This is a genomic window from Mycobacterium sp. M26, from assembly GCF_001494595.1.
Classification (GTDB): Bacteria; Actinomycetota; Actinomycetes; order Mycobacteriales; family Mycobacteriaceae; genus Mycobacterium.
Genome location: NZ_LN929907.1, coordinates 1333258 through 1350615 on the forward strand (window position 1 = coordinate 1333258; position 17358 = coordinate 1350615).

Here is a 17358-nt window from a genome sequence, read left to right on the forward strand (position 1 = left end):
ATCGCGCTGATCGGGTTGGTGGTTGCACTCGCTGTCGCTGTTCTGCTGGCAGTGCCGGAGCCGCAGAGATCTTCCACCCAACAGGACAACTCTTCTGACGCGTGCGCAGGCGCCGCAGTGAGCGCGGCGACGGTGACGGCGATTCCGGCAAGACTGGGAGCAATAACGAATCTCGTCATGGCGACTCCTTCTTCAGTCAAGAACCTAACGCCGCCACACAGGGAGTTCGCAGCAGATTCTCAAGAATTTTCCCAGCCGTAAGACTTGCGATGTCCTGATTTGTGGGCTCCATGGCGTAGACGCCATGGCTGCGAGCGCGAACACTGAGAGCCATGACGCGATCGGTGGTGATTCTCGGCTTCCCCGGCGTGCAGGCGCTGGACCTGGTCGGGCCGCACGACGTGTTCACCGGCGCGGCCGCGCTCACCGAGGGCGGCTACCAGGTCAGGGTGGTCTCACCGGACGGCTCACCGGTCACCACCCCGACCGGTCTGGCCTTCGTCGCCGAGGCCATGGCGGACCCGCGCGATATCGACACCGTGGTGCTCCCCGGCGGTGCGGGTGTCGACGCCGCCCGCACCGACCCGGCCACGATGGCGTGGATCAACCGGGCGGTCGCCAACTCACGGCGGGTGGTCAGCGTCTGCACCGGCGCGTTCCTGGCCGCCCAGGCCGGCCTGCTCGACGGTCATCGCGCTACCACCCACTGGGCGTTCGCCGATCGCATGGCCCGCGAATTCCCAGCCATCACAGTCGATTCCGAGCCGATCTTCATTCGCAGCACGCCGACGGTCTGGACAGCGGCCGGCGTCACCGCCGGCATCGACCTGGCGCTCGCGCTCGTCGAAGAGGACTTCGGCACCGAGGTCGCCCAAACCGTCGCCCGCTGGCTGGTGCTGTACCTGCGCAGGCCCGGCGGGCAGACCCAGTTCGCCGCGCCAGTGTGGATGCCGCGCGCCAGGCGCGAACCGATCCGTGACGTGCAGGAGGCCATCGAGTCCGAACCCGGTGCCGCACACAGCATCACCGACCTGGCCCGCCGTGCGGCCATGAGCCCGCGGCATTTCACCCGGGTCTTCACCGACGAGGTCGGCGAGGCGCCGGGGGCCTACGTCGAACGGGTCCGCACCGAGGCCGCCCGCCGGCAACTCGAGGAGACCGACGACACCGTCGTGACCATCGCCGCCCGCTGCGGCTTCGGCACCGCAGAAACCATGCGCCGCAACTTCATCCGACGTATCGGCGTCTCACCCGACCAGTACCGCAAGACCTTCGCCTAGAGGAGACATCATGACCCAGATCGCCATCGTGCTCTATCCCGGTTTCACTGCTCTGGACTTCATCGGGCCCTACGAGGTGTTGCGCAACCTGCCCGACACCGAGGTCCGTTTCGTCTGGCATGAGCCCGGACCGGTCACTGCCGATTCCGGTGTGCTGATCGTCGGTGCCACCCACTCGTTCGACGAGACGCCGTCGCCCGACGTCATCCTGGTGCCCGGCGGTATGTCCACCTTCGAGCATGCCCAGGATCAAAAGGTGCTCGCGTGGGTGCGGCAGGCGCACGAGACCGCCGCGTGGACGACGTCGGTGTGCTCGGGGTCGCTGATCCTGGCCGCGGCCGGCGTGCTGGAGGGCAAGCGGGCCACCTCGCACTGGATGGTGGTGCCGATGCTGCGTACCTTCGGCGTCACCCCGGTCAGCGACGAACGGATCGTGAGGGAGGGCCAGATCGTCACCGCAGCCGGGGTGTCGGCCGGGATCGATCTCGGGTTGTGGCTGGCCGGTCAGATCAACGGCGAGGCGCGCGCCAAGGCGATCCAGCTCGTCATCGAATACGACCCGCATCCGCCGTTCGACTCCGGCCACATCTCCAAGGCCTCGACGTCCACCAAGGCCACTGCCACCGCGCTGCTGTCCAAGGAGACCATCGCCGGCCATCAGCTCTCTCAGTCGGCGCGGCTGCTGTGGCAGGGCGCACTGCAGACGGCCCGCAATAAGCGCAGGAAGGGTCGCGTAGCCTCTGCCAGGTGATCAACCTGGCTTACGACGACACGGGCTCCGGCGAGCCGGTGTTGTTCATCGCTGGAACCGGCGGCGCTGGCCGCACCTGGCACATCTACCAGGTGCCCGCTTTCCAGGCCGCCGGCTACCGATGCATCACCTTCGACAACCGCGGGATCGGCGCCACCGAGAATGCCGGCGGGTTCTCGACCGAGCAGATGATCGCCGACACCGCGACGATCATCGAGCAGCTGGTCGGCGGCCCCACCCGCATCGTGGCGATGTCAATGGGGGCCTTCATCGCCCAGGAGCTGATGCTGGTCCGCCCCGAACTGGTCAGCCAGGCCGTGCTCATGGGCACCCGGGGCCGGGTCGACACCACCCGGCAGTCGTTCCGCGCCGCGGAGAACGTGCTGGCCGACTCCGGTATCGAACTGCCGCCCGCCTATGCTGCGAAAGTCCGTGTGCTGGAGAACTTTTCACCTAAGACCATCAACAACGACAGTGCGATCACCGAGTGGTACGAGATGTTCACGGCGTTCCCGCTCAAGCGCACACCCGGCTGGCGTGCGCAGCTGACGGTGGTGCCCACCCAGAACCGGCTACCGGCCTACCGGTCGATCACCACGCCGGTGCTGGTGATCGGTTTCGCCGACGACGTCATCACCCCGGCCGCGCTGGGCCGCGAGGTCGCCGATGCCCTGCCCAACGGCCGCTACGTCCAGATCGGGCACACCGGCCACCTCGGCTTCCTGGAGCGCCCGGACACCGTCAACAGCGCGATGCTGGACTTCTTCGCCGGCACCCTCGTCTGAGCTGCGCCGAACTCGACGTTCTGGCGCGATCTACTCGCGCTTTGACGCCCAATTGTTGGTTTGGGCGCTCAAATGGCGATATGACACGCTGTAGTGGTGAACCCATCGACGGCTCAGGCTCGGGTCGTCGTCGACGAACTGATTCGCGGCGGCGTCCGCGACGTCGTGCTGTGCCCCGGCTCCCGTAACGCGCCGCTGGCCTTCGCCCTGCACGACGCCGACCGGGCGGGCAAACTCCGGCTTCACGTCCGCATCGACGAGCGCACCGCGGGCTACCTGGCTATCGGCCTGGCGGTGGCCGAAGGTGCCCCGGTCTGTGTGGCGATGACGTCGGGCACCGCGGTGGCCAATATGGGCCCGGCCGTGGTCGAGGCCAACTACGCCCGGGTGCCACTGATCGTGCTGTCCGCTAACCGGCCCTATGAACTGCTGGGCACGGGCGCCAACCAGACCTTCGAGCAACTCGGCTACTTCGGCACCCAGGTGCGTGCGGCGATCAGTCTGGGTCTGGCCGACGACGCTCCCGAAAAGTTGGACTCGCTGAACGCCCAGTGGCGCTCGGCCACCTGCCGGGTGCTGGCCGCCGCGACAGGGGCCCGCACCGCCAACGCCGGCCCGGTGCAGTTCGACATCCCGCTGCGCGAGCCGCTGGTTCCCGACGAAGCCGTCGCACCGAGTGAGGTGCCGCCGGGCCGTCCCGACGGCAGGCCGTGGACCTACACCCCACCGGTGACGTTCGACCAGCCGCTGGAGATCGACCTGACGCCGGACACCGTCGTCATCGCCGGGCACGGCGCGGGTGTCCATCCCAACCTCGCGCATCTGCCCACCGTTGCCGAGCCGACCGCTCCGCACGCACCCAATGCGCTGCACCCGCTGGCGCTCCCGCTGCTGCGACCCCAGCAGGTCATCATGCTCGGCCGGCCCACCCTGCACCGGCCCGTCTCCACCCTGCTGGCCGACCCGTCGCTACCGGTATTCGCTCTGACCACCGGACCGCGCTGGCCCGACGTCTCCGGTAACAGCCAGGCCACCGGCACCCGCGCCGAGACCATCGGCGCCCCGGACCCGGCCTGGCTGGAACGCTGCGCGGACGCCAACCGGCACGCGGTAGCCGCGGTGCGCGAACAACTGCAGGCTCATCCGCTGACCACCGGCTTGCATGTGGCGGCCGCGGTGGCTGACGCGGTCGGCCCGGGCGACCAGCTGGTGCTGGGTGCGTCCAACCCGGTGCGCGACGCCGCCCTGGTGGGGCTGAACACCGAGGGCTTGAAGGTGCGGTCCAACCGTGGGGTCGCCGGGATCGACGGCACGGTGTCGACGATCATCGGCGCGGCGCTGGCACATACCGGCCGCACCATCGGTCTGATCGGTGACCTGACGTTCGTGCACGACAGCTCGGGGCTGTTGATCGGTCCCACGGAGCCGACGCCGGCCAACCTGACCATCGTGGTGTCCAACGACAACGGCGGCGGCATCTTCGAGCTGCTCGAGCAGGGCGATCCACGATTCTCCGACGTGTCCTCGCGCATCTTCGGCACCCCGCACGACGTCGACGTCGGCGCGCTGTGCCGGGCGTACCACGTCGACTCGCGTCAGATCGAGGTCGCCGAACTGGCCGACGCGCTCGCCGAAAACCACGACGGTATGCGGGTTTTGGAAGTCAAGGCCGACCGGTCCTCGCTGCGCCAATTGCACGCCGCGATCAAGGCGGCGCTGTGATCCGCAGGCTGCGAGCCCTGCTGGAACCCGCGCTACCCCGGCGCACACCCGGTGTCGTCGACACCCCCGCGCGAAAAGCCTTGCGGTGGAGCAAATGCGCGGTGTGGATCGTGCTCGGACTGGTGACCCTGCAGTCGATCCTGCTGGTGGCCGGTGCCTGGCGCAACGACCGTCAGATCGAACAGAACATGGGTGTCGCGCAGGCCGAGGTGCTCTCCGCGGGCCCGCGGCGCTCGACCATCGAGTTCGTCACCCCGGACCGGGTCACCTACCGCCCCGAACTGGGTGTGCTCTACCCGTCGGAACTGGCCGACGGGATGCGCATCTACGTCGAATATGACCGTGACGATCCGGATCTTGTTCGCGTGCAAGACCGTAACGCCTCGCTGGCGATCATTCCGGCCGCTTCGGTCGCCGTTGTGGGTTGGTTGGTTGGCGCGATTCTACTGACCGGGCTGGTGGTGATGGAGCGCCGGCTGGCGCGTCAGGACGAGATCAGCTTGGACAGCCAGTTGTTGTCGTAGATGTCGAGTTTCTCGCCGCTGTTCAGGTCGTACACCGTCGGCGTTCCGGTGCTCACCGGATCCACCTCGTAGAGGTACTCGAAGTTGGTGTCCGCCATATCTTTCAGGTCGACGGCGTCCTTGCCGGCTTTGATGGCGGCGACGGCCTCGGCGCCGATGCCGCTCTCCCGGGCCATGTCGGCGATCTCGTCGTTGCTCGGTCCCTTGCCGCCGGGATCCTGATGGGCCCAGAGGTCCTCGACGAACTTCTGGAAGGCCTTCGCCGACGTCTTGGGGCCGGCCGCGGCGAACAGCGCGTTGGCGACGCGCTCGGAATGGCCGCCGGTACTCGGGGTGTCCAGGAACGTCAGCGGCCGGTAGGTGACGGCCAGCTGGCCGAGGTTCATGTACTTGGCCAGCTCGTCGCCGAAGTCCTTCTGCAGATCGGCGCAGTGGGTGCACTGCGGTTCGGTGAACAGTTCGATCTGCACCGGGGCGTTGGGGTCGCCGGCGATCACGCCGAACCCGTCCTTGGAGATCTCGGTCGCCGGGCCGTTCGGATCCACTTGTGCCACACCGGCGACAGCCCGGCTGCAGCCGGTGATCAGCAGGAGCGTCACGACGAGCGCAGCCAGATAGCGCATGCTCGCACCGTACCGTCCCACCAGCTTTTCGTGTCGTGTATGCCTGGACGAAACCTTGCTGACAGGCGCCGCTGGCACTCTTGGGACGTGCGCGTTGCGATTGTCGCCGAGTCCTTCCTGCCCAACGTCAACGGAGTCACCAACTCCGTGCTGCGGGTGCTCGAGCATCTGCGCCGCACGGGTCATGAAGCACTCGTCATCGCCCCGGACAACCCGCGCGGTGAACGTCCCGCCGACCGCATCCACGACGGTATCCGGGTGCACCGAGTTCCGGCCCGGATGTTCCCGAAGGTGACGTCGCTTCCGCTGGGGGTGCCGCGACCGCGGATGGTCGGCGTGCTGCGCGGCTTCGACCCGCACGTCGTACACCTGGCGTCGCCGGCCCTGCTCGGCTACGGCGGACTGCACGCCGCACGCCATCTCGGGGTGCCGACGGTCGCCGTGTTCCAGACCGACGTCGCCGGGTTCGCCGAGAGCTACGGCATCGGCGTTGCCTCCCGCGCGGCCTGGGCGTGGACCAAGCACCTGCACTCGCGGGCCGACCGGACCCTGGCGCCGTCGACGGCGGCGATGGAAGACCTTGCCGCCCATAATATTCCGCGAGTGCATCACTGGGGTCGCGGCGTCGACGTGACCGGGTTCGCGCCATCCAACCGCAACGCGGCGCTGCGGGCGGCGTGGTCACCGCAGGGCAGGCCGATCGTCGGGTTCGTCGGACGGCTGGCGCCCGAGAAGCACGTCGAACGCTTGGCCGTCCTGGCGCACCGCGACGACCTGCAGCTGGTGATCGTCGGCGACGGGGTGGACCGGGCCAAATTGCAGGCCCTGTTGCCGGGTGCGGTGTTCACCGGCGCGCTCTACGGCCCCGAGCTCGCCGCCGCCTACGCCAGCATGGACGTGTTCGTCCACCCCGGTGAGCACGAGACGTTCTGCCAGGCCGTCCAGGAGGCGATGGCCTCCGGGCTACCGGTGATCGCCCCGAACGCCGGCGGGCCGCGCGATCTGGTCGCCCCGTATCGCACCGGGCTGCTGTTGTCGGTCGACGAGTTCGAGCAGCGGCTGCCCCAGTCGGTGCTGCACCTGCTCGACGAGCGGCCCCGCTACGCGCAGGCAGCGCGGCGCAGTGTGCTCGGCCGGACCTGGCCGGCGGTCTGCGACCAACTGCTCGGGCACTACGAGGCGGTGCAGGCCGACGGTCGTCGGCGCATCCGGGCCGCATGATCACTGCCCACCTTTGAGCGACTCACCGGGCACGCTCCGTTGCGTGGCGCTCTGCACGAGTCGCTGAGAGGTGGGCACCGGTTATACCGACAACTTCGTGGCGCTCAGCTGAATTGTTGCTGAGATAGGTTTTGTTCCAGTGTGATTGGGGGCACACTGGCCAGTATCCGAAGTCCCAAGGTCTGGGGAGACCTCATGAGTGACCCGACGTTTCGTCAAGAACTGCAAGCCTTTGCCGTCGAGCTCCGTAAGTTGGCCTACACCATGCCGGCCGGGCACGAGGATCGGCTGATCCACCTCAGCGAACGCATGGCTAGGCGGGCGCGCCAACTTCTGCAAGTCGACGCGCACGTCATATAGCTAGCCCTGCGCCTCGACGGCTCTAACCCTGCGCCTCGACGGCTCTAACCCTGCGCCTCGACGGCGACGGGCTGCCACTGCTCCCAGTTGGCCAGCCGGCTCTCGTAGTCGGCACGCGCCACCTGCAATGGCGACTCGCCGAAGAACACCCGCAGCGGCGGGGTCGGTGCGTCGACCACCTTGAGGATCGCCGCGGCCGACGCCTTCGGGTCGCCGGGCTTGGCCCAGCGCGCGGCGCGGGCCTCGGCCACCTGCTGGTGCAACTCGGCGTAGTCGGGCAGCGGTTCGGAACGCCGCGAGGACGGGCCGGACCAGTCGGTGTCGAAGCCGCCCGGCTCGATCAGCGTGACGTGGATGCCGAAGGGTGCGACCTCCTGCGCCAGCGACTGGGAGAAGCCTTCCAACGCCCACTTGGAGGCGTGGTAGATCCCGACGAGCGGGAAGGCGGTGATCCCGCCGATCGAGGACACCTGGATGATGTGCCCGCTGCCCTGGGCGCGCAGAAACGGCAGCGCGGCCTGGGTCACCCACAGGGCACCGAAGACGTTGGTTTCGATCTGGTCGCGGGCGTCGGCCTCGCTGAGTTCTTCGACGAAGCCGAAGTGGCCGTAGCCGGCGTTGTTGACCACCACATCGAGGCGGCCGAAGTAGTCGTGGGCTTTCTTCACCGCGGCGAAGTCCGCGGCCCGGTCGGTGACGTCCAGGGCGATCGGCAGGATCGCGTCGCCATACTTCTCGACCAGGTCGGCCAGGGTGTCGGTGTTGCGCGCGGTCGCGGCGACCTTGTCACCACGCTCCAAGGCGGCGATCGTCCACTCCCGTCCGAAGCCGCGGGATGTTCCGGTGATGAACCACACTTTTTCGCTCATGGTCCTAGCCAACGCCTCAGCCCGCCGATGATTCCCACTCGGGTAGCGTCGGGTCCGTGAGCCGCGCGACGCTGGACAAGGATCCCCGTGACGTGGCGTCGATGTTCGACGCCGTGGCGCGCCGCTATGACATCACCAACACCGTGCTCTCGCTCGGGCAGGACCGCGCCTGGCGGCGCGCCACCCGCTCGGCACTGGGCATCGGACCCGGCGACTCGGTGCTGGACCTGGCCGCCGGGACGGCGGTCTCCACGGTGGAGCTGGCCAAGTCCGGGGCGTGGTGTGTGGCCGCCGACTTCTCGGTGGGCATGCTGCACGCCGGGGCCACCCGCCCGGTCCCCAAGGTCGGCGCCGACGCCACCAAGCTGCCGTTCGCCGACGAGGTGTTCGACGCAGTGACCATCAGCTTCGGTCTGCGCAATGTCGTCGACCACTCCGCCGGGCTGCGCGAGATGGCCCGCGTCACCAAGCCCGGCGGACGGCTGGTGGTGTGCGAGTTCTCCACGCCGGTCGTGCCGGTGTTCTCGACGGTCTACAAGGAGTACCTGATGCGCGCGCTGCCGCGGGTGGCGACGGCGGTGTCGAGCAACCCCGAGGCCTACGTGTACCTGGCGGAGTCCATCCGGGCGTGGCCGGATCAGGCTGAGCTGGCCCGCCGCATCGAGGCGGCCGGCTGGTCGCAGGTGCGCTGGCGCAACCTGACCGGCGGCATCGTCGCCCTGCACGCCGCCGTCAAGCCCTAGCGTCGCGCCGCCGAGCGTCACACCAGAGCAACGCTCGGCATCGAGCGTCACGCCAGAGTGACGCCCGCCCGCGCACCTACCGTCCGGCGTCGGCGAGCACCTGATAGCCGGCGTTGTAGCCCGGGATGAACGTGATGCCCGGCCCGCCGTGGCAGCCCGCACCGCCGAGGTAGAGACCCTCGATCGGGATGGGCTCGTCGAGGAAACCCTTGGGGCCGGGCCGGTTCGGGCCCATCAGCTCCGGCTGCAGCAGGCCCTGGCAGAAGTCACCGTTGGGTGCGCCGAACATGGTGTTCATGTGGTACGGCGCGAACGTGATGTTGCGGATCGCGATGTCCTTGAAGTTCGGCGCGTACTTGGTGATCTTGTCGATGACGACCTTGGCCATCTCGTTCTTGAGGTGACCGTGCTGCTCGCGGGGTGCTTCGGTGGGGAAGGCGTAGACGTACACGCTGGCGGCGTGCTTGCCCTCCGGCGCCATTTCCGGATCACCCACGGTCGGGATCTGGATCGACAGCGCCGGGTTGTCGGGGATGACGCCGAACCGGCAGTTATCCCACTGCCGCTGCTGGCTTTCCGGCGAACCGAACATGCCGACCGACATCTGCATTCCGGGCTCGTTGAGGAAGTCGTAGGGCGCGGAGTATTCGGGCAGGCCGTCGAGCGCGAAGTGGATCTGCAGATAGGAGCCGCGGTGGTCGCGGCCGCCGAGGCGGGTGACGAGCGAGGACGGAAGGTGCTCGGCGCCAACGAGATCGAGCAGGGTGGTGTCGGGCGCGAGGTTGGACACAACGACGGGTGCGGTGACGGTGGTGCCGTCCTTGAGTCGCACACCGGTGACTTTGGCGTTTTCGACGAGGATCTTGTCGACCTTGGCGCGATAGCGGATCTCGCCGGAGGCCTCGAGGTAGAGCTTCTTGAGGTGATCGGACAGCGCGCCGATGCCGCCCTTGATCTTGGTGGTCATCTGGCCTCCCTCCTCGGGCATGGCCAGCGCGAACGCCAAACATGTTGCGCTGCCCGGGGTGTACGGCCCGCGGTAGGTGGAGTTGACGGCCAGGAACGCGAGCATGCCGCGGATCACCGCATGCTTCTCCTTATCCGGCACGTAGCGATCGATGACGTCCATCGCCGAGCCGAACAGCATGTCGTGGATGGCCTGGCGCTCGTTCTCGTCGGCGGCGCAGGCGTACATCTCATCGATGGTCTTCGGAGGTTCCAGTGCGTCGAAGCGGCCCAACGCCTTTCGTGGACCGGTGGCCCAGGCGTAGAGCTGGGCCATCCCCATCACGGCTTCCAGGCCGTGCTTTTCGGTCATCTCGGTCATCATCTTCATCGGGTCGTGGTGGAAGACCATCGGCTCTTCGCCGTTCTCACCGATGTTGACCGACATGATCTCGTTCTCGATGACCGGCAGGGTGTCCAGTCCGAGCTCGCTGTTGATCTTGGCCGCGGTGGGGAAACGGATTGACCCGGCGATTTCGAAGTGGAATCCGTCGATGAGTTCGACCGTGGCCGCCATGCCGCCGCTATAGGTGTTCTGTTCCAGGATGAGCGTGCGCAGACCCGCCTGCTGCAGGACCGCGGCCGCGGTCAATCCGTTGTGTCCAGCCCCCACGATGATGGCGTCGTAATCAGTCATGCGGCGGAGTTTATGTCAGTACTGACGCAATTGCGACTGTTCTGACAAATTGATCGGCTACGATCATCACGATGTCGAGCAACCTGCACGAACAACGCCGTCGCTCCACCCGCGACGCGTTGCGCCGTGTTGCCCTGGAACGGTTCGCCCGTGACGGCTTCGCCAACGTCACCGTTGCCGAACTGGCCGAGGAGGCCGGCGTCACCCAGCGCACCTTTTTCCGGCATTTCCCCACCAAGGAAGCGGTGCTGTTCGCCGACTACGAAACCCATTTCGAGTGGTTTGCCGAGGCGCTCGAACGCCGGCCCAAGGACGAACCGCTCATCGATGCCGTGCTCAAGGCGATGGACAGCTTCCCGCACGACGTCGAGGTGGTGCGCCAGGCGGCTCTGGCCCGGGCCAGCCTGATCGACGGCGAGCGGGCCGCCGGGCACGTGCGCCTGGTGCAGTCCTCGTTCGCGGCGGTGGTCAGCGAGTTCGTTCGGGACCGCTACCGGCAGGTGGCCGACGTCGAATTGATCGCCCAAGTGGCGGGGGCGACGGTGGCCGCCGCGCTGATCGTCGCGCTCGAACAGTGGGGTCGCGACAAGTGCGAGACCGACCTCACCGAACTCTCGGCGACCTGTCTGGAACTCCTGCGCTCGGGGCTGGCCCCGCTCAGCTGAAAGGCTTGCGGCGGTCCAGGATTCGCGAGCCGTACCCGGCCGAGCGCCACACCCGCGCCACCCAGTCGGCGTCCTCGTCGGTGACCAGGTTGCCCATTACCCGCACCGCCAAGCCCATCAAACGCGTCGAGCGCATCCCCACCGGGCCGGTCAACGGTAGGAACCGCGGCAGCGTCAGCAACAGACCGAGCCGGCGCGCCACCGAGAATCCTCGCCCGTAGTGCGCCTGCAGCAGTGCCGGCCACGCCGAGGCGACATCGGGGGAGCCCAGCATCTGCGCGGCTAGCCGACCCGTCTCCAGCCCGTAGTCGATGCCCTCGCCGTTGAGCGGGTTCACACACGCCGCGGCGTCGCCGATCAGCATCCAGTTGGGTCCGGCCACCCCCGAGACCGCGCCGCCCATCGGCAGCAGCGCCGACGCCACCGCCCGAGGCGAGCCCTCGAAGCCCCAATCCTGTCGTTTCAGTGACGTGTAGTGCTTGATCAGCGGTCGCAGCGCGACGTCAGCGGGCCGCTTGGCCGTGGCCAGCGCGCCCACGCCGATGTTCACCTCGCCGTTGCCCAGCGGGAAGATCCAGCCGTAGCCGGGCAGCACCTGCCCGTCGACCGAGCGCAGCTCGAGGTCGGAGGAAATCCACGGCTCGGCCGCCCGCGGTGAGGCCAGATAGCCACGCGCGGCCACCCCGTACACCGTCTCCTGATGCCATTGCCTGCCCAGCACCCGGCCGAACGGGGAGCGGGCACCGTCGGCGACGATCACCCACCGGCACCGCACCGACGACCCGTCGGCCAGCACCACGGTGTCCACCGCGCCACGGGAATCCCGTGATACGTCAACAGCTTTGACGCCCAGCAGCATCGCCGCCCCGGAGTCTTCGGCGACCTTGCGGATCCGGTCGTCGAGTTCCATCCGCGGCACCGCCGACCCCCAGCCGGGAAACGACGGACCGGGCCACGGCACCTCGACGGCGGCGCCGAAGCCGGCCAGCCGCAGCCCGTGGTGGCGGATGTGGCCGTCGAGCCACTCGCCCAGGCCCAGGCTCTGCAGTTCCAGGATCGCGCGCGGGGTCAGGCCGTCGCCGCAGGCCTTGTCACGGGGGAACTCGGCGGCATCGATGACCAGCACGTCGTGACCGGCGCGAGCCGCCCAGGCCGCAGCGGCCGAGCCAGCCGGCCCGGCCCCGACGATGACCACATCCGCGTGCCTGTCCACCCTCCCAGTATGTTGGCAGGGTGAGGACACCGGCGACCGTGGTAGCGGGGGTGGACTTCGGCGACCCTGTGTTCGCCCAGAATGTCCGCGACGGGGTGGGCCGCGTCGAAGAGCTCATGGGCACCGAACTGCGTGGTGGCGACGAGCTGATGACCGAGGCCGTGCTGCACCTGTTCGAGGCCGGCGGCAAGCGGTTCCGCCCGCTGTTCACCGTGCTCTCGGCCCAGATCGGGCCCGAACCCGACGCCTGGCAGGTCACCGTGGCCGGCGCGGTCATCGAGATGGTCCACCTGGCCACGCTGTACCACGACGACGTCATGGACGAGGCCCAGATCCGGCGCGGTGCGCCGTCGGCCAACGCCCGCTGGGGCAACAACATCGCGATCCTGGCCGGCGACTACCTGTTCGCGACGGCCTCCCGGCTGGTCAGCCAGCTCGGCCCGGACGCGGTGCGGATCATCGCCGAGACGTTCGCCCAGCTGGTCACCGGCCAGATGCGCGAAACCAAGGGCACGGCCGCGGGCGTCGACCCGGTCGACCACTACCTCAAGGTCGTCTACGAGAAGACGGCGTGCCTGATCGCGGCGTCCGGCCAGTTCGGCGGCACCTTTTCCGGGGCAACCCCGGACCAGATCGAGCGGCTGAGCCGGCTCGGCGGCATCGTCGGCACGGCCTTCCAGATCTCCGACGACATCATCGACATCGACTCCGACCCTGACGAGTCGGGCAAGCTGCCCGGTACCGACCTGCGCGAGGGAGTGCACACCCTGCCGGTGCTGTACGCGCTGAACGAGACCGGTCCGGACGCCGACCGGCTGCGTGAGCTGCTGCGCGGCCCGATCGAGGACGACGACACCCTGGCCGAGGCGCTCGGGCTGCTGCGTGCCGGCACCGGCCTGGCCAAGGCCAAGGCCACTGTCGAGCGGTACGCGGAGCAGGCCGGCGAGGAGCTGGCCGGGCTGCCCGACGTGCCGGGCCGCCGCGCGCTGGCGTCTCTGGTCGACTACACGATCAACCGGCACGGCTGACGGCGGTTCCGGAACCTTGCGACGGGTCCGGGGCGTTAGTCTCCCGGAGAGTGCGTTCGTAGGAGGAACCTGATGACCTGGCATCCGACCACCAATCGGCTCAAGACATTCGTTCTGCTCGTCGGCATGTCGGCGTTCATCGTCTTCTTGGGCTCGCTGTTCGGGCGCAACATCATGTTCCTGGCGCTGATCTTCGCGATCGGCATGAACGTCTACGTGTACTTCAACTCCGACAAGCTGGCGCTGCGCGCCATGCACGCCCAGCCCATCACCGAGGTGCAGGCCCCGCAGATCTACGCGATGGTGCGCGAACTGGCCACCACCGCGCACCAGCCGATGCCGCGGCTCTACATCAGCGACACCGCCAACCCGAACGCCTTCGCCACCGGACGCAACCCGCGCAACGCCGCGGTGTGCGTCACCACCGGCATTCTCAACCTGCTCAGCGAACGTGAACTGCGCGCCGTCCTCGGGCACGAACTGTCGCATGTCTACAACCGCGACATCCTGATCTCGTGTGTGGCCGGAGCGCTGGCCTCGGTGGTGACCGCGCTGGCCAACATGGCAATGTTCGCCGGGGCCTTCGGTGGTAACCGCGAAGGCGGCGCGAATCCCTTTGCCCTGCTGCTTGTTTCGCTGCTCGGCCCGATCGCGGCCACGCTGATCCGGCTGGCGGTGTCACGCTCGCGGGAGTACCAGGCCGATGAGTCCGGTGCCGAGCTGTCCGGTGACCCGCTGGCACTGGCCTCGGCCCTGCGCAAGATCAGTGGCGGTGTGGAGGCCGCGCCGCTGCCGCCCAACCCGCAGCTGGCCGATCAGGCGCACCTGATGATCGCCAGCCCGTTCCGCTCCGGTGAGCGCATCGGCAAGATGTTCTCCACCCACCCGCCGATCCCGGACCGCATCGCGCGGCTGGAGAAGATGGCGGGCCGTTAGCGCTCGGCGGGCAGGAGCGAAGCGACCCGGGGATTAACTCTGAGTAGCGCTGACATGCGGCTTGGGGCTGACGATTCCTTCCTGACGTAGCGACTCCAGCACCATTGCCCGCAGCTGCCGGCCTACGTCGAACTGCTTGCCCGGCAGCGTGCGCGCCACCATCCGCAGGTTCACCGTGTTGAGCTGCATGCTCTCCACGCCCATCAGCGCGGGCTCGTCGAGCAGCAACTGGCACATCGTGTCGTCGCGCAGGGCGGCGGTGGCGACGTCGTGCAGCAGGTCGTTGACAGTGTTGAGGTCGGCGCTGGTGGGAACCGGAATATCGACGACGGCGCGGGCCCAGTCCTTGGACAGGTTCAGTGACTTCACGATCTGGCCGTTGGGGATGGTGAACACCTCACCGTCGCCCGAGCGCAGCTTCGTCACCCGCAATGTGACGTCCTCGACGGTCCCGCGGGCGTCGGATCCGGTGACCGTGAGTTGAACCAGGTCGCCGAACCCGTATTGCTTCTCGGTGATGATGAAAAAGCCGCTGAGCAGGTCCTGCACCACTCGTTGAGCGCCGAAGCCCAGTGCAGCGCCGATCACTGCGGCGGGCGCGATCAACGATCCGACGGGCAGCCCGAGGGTGTCGACGATGTCGACAGCGACCAGGGCATAGAGCAGCGCGATGGCAACCGAGGAGATCACCGAGGCGACTGCCCGACGGTGTTTGGTCGCCTCGGAACGCACCAGCGCCTGACCGCGATCAAGACGGCGGGCGATCTTTCTGGCCACCCAGTTGATGAGTCGGGTGGCCAGCACAGCGGCCGCGATCACGAGCAGGATGTGCAGCCCTTTGGTCTGAAGCCACCGACCGAGGTTACCGGCCCAGAAGTCGTGCAGGTCAGACGATGAAACGGCAAGGTACAGCGAGGTTTTGGCGGAAGTCATCGGGAGGTTGCATTGCCCACCGAACGGGCTTCTACACATCTGTGGATCCGCCCACCCACGGTCCGCGAGCAGACGCAAAATCGCACATTTCGGCCCGTTTTCGTGCGATTTTGCGTCTGCTCGGCACGTCATCGATGTCACAGGCGTAACACCAGGTCGCTGCGCACCGACAGTGCAACAAACAACGCGACTGAATAGGGTGTGGTGATGCTGAGCAGAATCCTGATCGGCGTGCTGGGGGCTTCCGCGGCGATCGGTCTGGCGGGTAGCGCCGGAGCCGATCCGACGCCTGCCCCGGCACCCGTACTTCCCAACATCAACGGCTACACCGCGATCAGCCCGGTGGACTACACCGTGATGGGCGGCAACTGGTACGCCTTCGCCGGTCCGCCCGGCGTGACCTGCGTGATCAACAAGCAGAACACCAGCTACGGCTGCAGTGGCCCGCTGCCCGGAGCGCCGGACGGCGCGAACCTGGTCAGTGCGGGGGCCTCCGGCGAGCCAGGCTTCTCAACGACTGGCCAGCCCATCTTCAACTCGGCCGGCCCGGTCAAGCCGCTGCCCCCCAACACCCGCATCGGCTTCCGCGACATCAGTTGCGGCGTCGACGGCGGCGGTGTGGTGGCCTGTGTGAACCAGCACGACCAGGTCGGCTTTGTCGTCGGCCCGGCGGCGACGTTTACCTCCGGCCCCAGCCCGATGTTGGACCGGCCGCAGGGCACCAACCCGTACTTCCCGTCGCTGCCGCCGGGCTAACTCAGAGGTAGGTGCCCACCGGCACGACCGGCTTGAACCGGCCGGAGCGCACGGTGGCGACCAGATCCTCGGTGCACACCGTGCCGCGGCCCGACAGCACCGAGCGCCGCACGACTTCCCGAATGTCGGCGCCGCTCATGTCGGCGGGGAACTGCGCGGCCACGGCCCGGGCGTCGACGTCCTCGGCACCGGGAACTCCGCGCAGGTAGCGCGACAGGATCTGGCTTGCCGCCGCTGTGCTCGGATGGCCCACCTCGATGATCGAGTCGAACCGCGCCGCGCGGACCGCGGCGACGTCCAGCGTGCTGACGTCGTTGGTGGACGCCATCGTCAGGATCGGAGCCATAGGGTCGGCGTCCATGGCCGCCAGAAACTCCGAGAGCGTCGCCGAGGCGCCGCCGGCGTGGCGGTTCTCCACGATGAGGTCGATGTCCTCCAGGATGACGACCGTCGGGCCGAACCCGCGGGCTTCCTTGAACACCTCCGACAGCACGTACTGGCCGGCGCGGGCGTCGACGATGATCACGGTGAACTCACCGAGCAGCTCGCGGGCGATCACCTGCGACACCACGGTCTTGCCGACACCGGGCGGTCCGGCGAGCAGCACCCCGCGGCGCACCCCGAGGCCGAGCTGTTCCATCAGCTCGCGGTGCACGGTGACGGCGGCGACGCTGAGGTCGATTTCGTCCCACACGGCGTCGGGCACGATCACGCTGTCGCGGGTGACGTCGGGCAGCTCGGTCAGTTCCAGACGCAGTCCGTTGTTGGCGGTGGCTATCAGCGCGCGTCCGCGGTAGAGGTTTTTCGCGCCGCGGGCGTCGGCCATAAGTGCGGCCAGCACCTCGGTGGCATGCTCGCGTTCACCCGGCCGCGCATAGACCTGAATGCGCGAGCTGGCGAAAGTCTCGTCGGTGATCTGCACGACGACGGGCACCGGCGCAAGCTGGTCCGCCTCGAAGTAGGCGGACAGGTTCTGCGGCGGGGCCAGGCGGGTGCCGCCGATCTCCACCGATCCCCACGTCGGGGGCTCGTCGTCTTCGCCGGGGCCGATCGCCGGGTGATGCTGGTCCATCACCGCCGCCAGTGCGAGGCCCGCGGTCACCAGCCCCAGAGGCGAGAGCTTCTGCGACTCGCACACCAGATCGGTGCCGTAGCTGCCGAGGTGGGCGTAGAGGAAACCGTCAACGGTGGTGCGCGAATTCACCGACCCGGTCAGGATCTGACCGAGCACTTCGACGGCACGCTGAACAGTGCGGGATTCGCCCGCAAGCAGCGCCGGCGGCGAAGTTTCTGAGGTAAACACCCGA

Annotated in this window: 18 protein-coding genes; 12 read left to right on the forward strand and 6 right to left on the reverse strand. The window is 68.1% G+C overall.

Annotated elements, in window-relative coordinates; genetic code table 11:
• Positions 1–332 precede the first annotated feature (332 nt).
• The 5 genes from BN3385_RS06385 (at position 333) to BN3385_RS06405 (ending at position 5062) form a co-directional block, all read left to right on the forward strand.
• Entirely contained in the window at positions 333–1280 is a 948-nt protein-coding gene (locus BN3385_RS06385) for a GlxA family transcriptional regulator (protein WP_059015743.1), read from the forward strand.
• A gap of 10 nt (positions 1281–1290) precedes the next feature.
• Positions 1291–2031, forward strand: a complete 741-nt coding sequence (locus tag BN3385_RS06390; RefSeq protein ID WP_059015744.1) for a DJ-1/PfpI family protein — start codon at positions 1291–1293, stop codon at positions 2029–2031.
• Positions 2028–2816 (forward strand): alpha/beta fold hydrolase, encoded by a 789-nt coding sequence (locus BN3385_RS06395; RefSeq protein ID WP_082690302.1) that lies wholly within the window; start codon positions 2028–2030, stop codon positions 2814–2816. Before BN3385_RS06390 ends, BN3385_RS06395 begins: the two co-directional genes overlap by 4 nt.
• 96 nt (positions 2817–2912) lie before the next feature.
• Entirely contained in the window at positions 2913–4538 is a 1626-nt protein-coding gene (gene menD, locus BN3385_RS06400; protein ID WP_059016458.1) for a 2-succinyl-5-enolpyruvyl-6-hydroxy-3-cyclohexene-1-carboxylic-acid synthase, read from the forward strand.
• A complete protein-coding gene (locus BN3385_RS06405) occupies positions 4538–5062 on the forward strand; it encodes a DUF3592 domain-containing protein (protein ID WP_082690390.1) in 525 nt (174 codons plus the stop codon). The genes menD and BN3385_RS06405 overlap by 1 nt, the downstream gene beginning before the upstream one ends.
• On the opposite strand, the gene BN3385_RS06410 is transcribed toward BN3385_RS06405, so the two are convergent.
• Complete coding sequence (locus BN3385_RS06410) at positions 5023–5685, reverse strand: DsbA family protein (protein WP_059015745.1); 663 nt, start codon at positions 5683–5685, stop codon at positions 5023–5025. The genes BN3385_RS06405 and BN3385_RS06410 overlap by 40 nt on opposite strands.
• A gap of 87 nt (positions 5686–5772) precedes the next feature.
• Between BN3385_RS06410 and BN3385_RS06415 the strand changes: the two genes are divergently transcribed.
• Positions 5773–6906, forward strand: a complete 1134-nt coding sequence (locus tag BN3385_RS06415) for a glycosyltransferase family 4 protein (protein WP_059015746.1) — start codon at positions 5773–5775, stop codon at positions 6904–6906.
• A 195-nt stretch (positions 6907–7101) separates the two neighbouring features.
• Positions 7102–7266, forward strand: a complete 165-nt coding sequence (locus BN3385_RS28535) for a hypothetical protein (RefSeq protein WP_197415133.1) — start codon at positions 7102–7104, stop codon at positions 7264–7266.
• A 44-nt stretch (positions 7267–7310) separates the two neighbouring features.
• On the opposite strand, the gene BN3385_RS06425 is transcribed toward BN3385_RS28535, so the two are convergent.
• Positions 7311–8135, reverse strand: a complete 825-nt coding sequence (locus BN3385_RS06425; RefSeq protein ID WP_059015748.1) for an SDR family oxidoreductase — start codon at positions 8133–8135, stop codon at positions 7311–7313.
• A 56-nt stretch (positions 8136–8191) separates the two neighbouring features.
• Here BN3385_RS06425 and BN3385_RS06430 point away from each other — a divergent pair, with 56 nt between their 5' ends.
• Positions 8192–8878, forward strand: coding sequence for a demethylmenaquinone methyltransferase (locus BN3385_RS06430; protein WP_059015749.1), 687 nt, complete (start codon positions 8192–8194; stop codon positions 8876–8878).
• Between the two features lie 76 nt (positions 8879–8954).
• Here the strand turns inward: BN3385_RS06430 and BN3385_RS06435 are convergent, their stop codons facing one another.
• Positions 8955–10520: a phytoene desaturase family protein gene (locus tag BN3385_RS06435; RefSeq protein ID WP_059015750.1), complete on the reverse strand. Its 1566-nt coding sequence runs from the start codon at positions 10518–10520 to the stop codon at positions 8955–8957.
• Between the two features lie 65 nt (positions 10521–10585).
• On the opposite strand from BN3385_RS06435, the gene BN3385_RS06440 reads away from it, so the two are divergent.
• Positions 10586–11185: a TetR/AcrR family transcriptional regulator gene (locus BN3385_RS06440; RefSeq protein WP_059015751.1), complete on the forward strand. Its 600-nt coding sequence runs from the start codon at positions 10586–10588 to the stop codon at positions 11183–11185.
• On the opposite strand, the gene menJ is transcribed toward BN3385_RS06440, so the two are convergent.
• Positions 11178–12398 (reverse strand): menaquinone reductase MenJ, encoded by a 1221-nt coding sequence (gene menJ, locus BN3385_RS06445; RefSeq protein ID WP_059015752.1) that lies wholly within the window; start codon positions 12396–12398, stop codon positions 11178–11180. The genes BN3385_RS06440 and menJ overlap by 8 nt on opposite strands.
• 20 nt (positions 12399–12418) lie before the next feature.
• On the opposite strand from menJ, the gene grcC1 reads away from it, so the two are divergent.
• The gene (grcC1, locus tag BN3385_RS06450; protein ID WP_197415134.1) at positions 12419–13426 is read left to right on the forward strand and encodes a nonaprenyl/(2E,6E)-farnesyl/geranylgeranyl diphosphat synthase; all 1008 of its coding nucleotides are present in this window, start codon (positions 12419–12421) and stop codon (positions 13424–13426) included.
• Between the two features lie 72 nt (positions 13427–13498).
• Complete coding sequence (gene htpX / locus BN3385_RS06455) at positions 13499–14362, forward strand: zinc metalloprotease HtpX (protein ID WP_059015754.1); 864 nt, start codon at positions 13499–13501, stop codon at positions 14360–14362.
• Between the two features lie 33 nt (positions 14363–14395).
• On the opposite strand, the gene BN3385_RS06460 is transcribed toward htpX, so the two are convergent.
• A complete protein-coding gene (locus BN3385_RS06460) occupies positions 14396–15295 on the reverse strand; it encodes a mechanosensitive ion channel family protein (protein ID WP_059015755.1) in 900 nt (299 codons plus the stop codon).
• A gap of 204 nt (positions 15296–15499) precedes the next feature.
• Here BN3385_RS06460 and BN3385_RS06465 point away from each other — a divergent pair, with 204 nt between their 5' ends.
• Positions 15500–16051, forward strand: coding sequence for a hypothetical protein (locus BN3385_RS06465; protein ID WP_502688042.1), 552 nt, complete (start codon positions 15500–15502; stop codon positions 16049–16051).
• A gap of 1 nt (position 16052) precedes the next feature.
• On the opposite strand, the gene BN3385_RS06470 is transcribed toward BN3385_RS06465, so the two are convergent.
• Positions 16053–17354, reverse strand: a complete 1302-nt coding sequence (locus BN3385_RS06470) for an AAA family ATPase (RefSeq protein WP_231748645.1) — start codon at positions 17352–17354, stop codon at positions 16053–16055.
• Positions 17355–17358 lie beyond the last annotated feature (4 nt).

Coding starts and splice junctions, on each gene's coding strand:
- htpX (WP_059015754.1), top strand. CDS start 13,499: ATGACCTGGCATCCGACCACCAATCGGCTCAAGACATTCGTTCTGCTC.
- BN3385_RS06425 (WP_059015748.1), bottom strand. CDS start 8,135: ATGAGCGAAAAAGTGTGGTTCATCACCGGAACATCCCGCGGCTTCGGA.
- BN3385_RS28535 (WP_197415133.1), top strand. CDS start 7,102: ATGAGTGACCCGACGTTTCGTCAAGAACTGCAAGCCTTTGCCGTCGAG.
- BN3385_RS06390 (WP_059015744.1), top strand. CDS start 1,291: ATGACCCAGATCGCCATCGTGCTCTATCCCGGTTTCACTGCTCTGGAC.
- BN3385_RS06385 (WP_059015743.1), top strand. CDS start 333: ATGACGCGATCGGTGGTGATTCTCGGCTTCCCCGGCGTGCAGGCGCTG.
- BN3385_RS06460 (WP_059015755.1), bottom strand. CDS start 15,295: ATGACTTCCGCCAAAACCTCGCTGTACCTTGCCGTTTCATCGTCTGAC.
- BN3385_RS06410 (WP_059015745.1), bottom strand. CDS start 5,685: ATGCGCTATCTGGCTGCGCTCGTCGTGACGCTCCTGCTGATCACCGGC.
- BN3385_RS06435 (WP_059015750.1), bottom strand. CDS start 10,520: ATGACTGATTACGACGCCATCATCGTGGGGGCTGGACACAACGGATTG.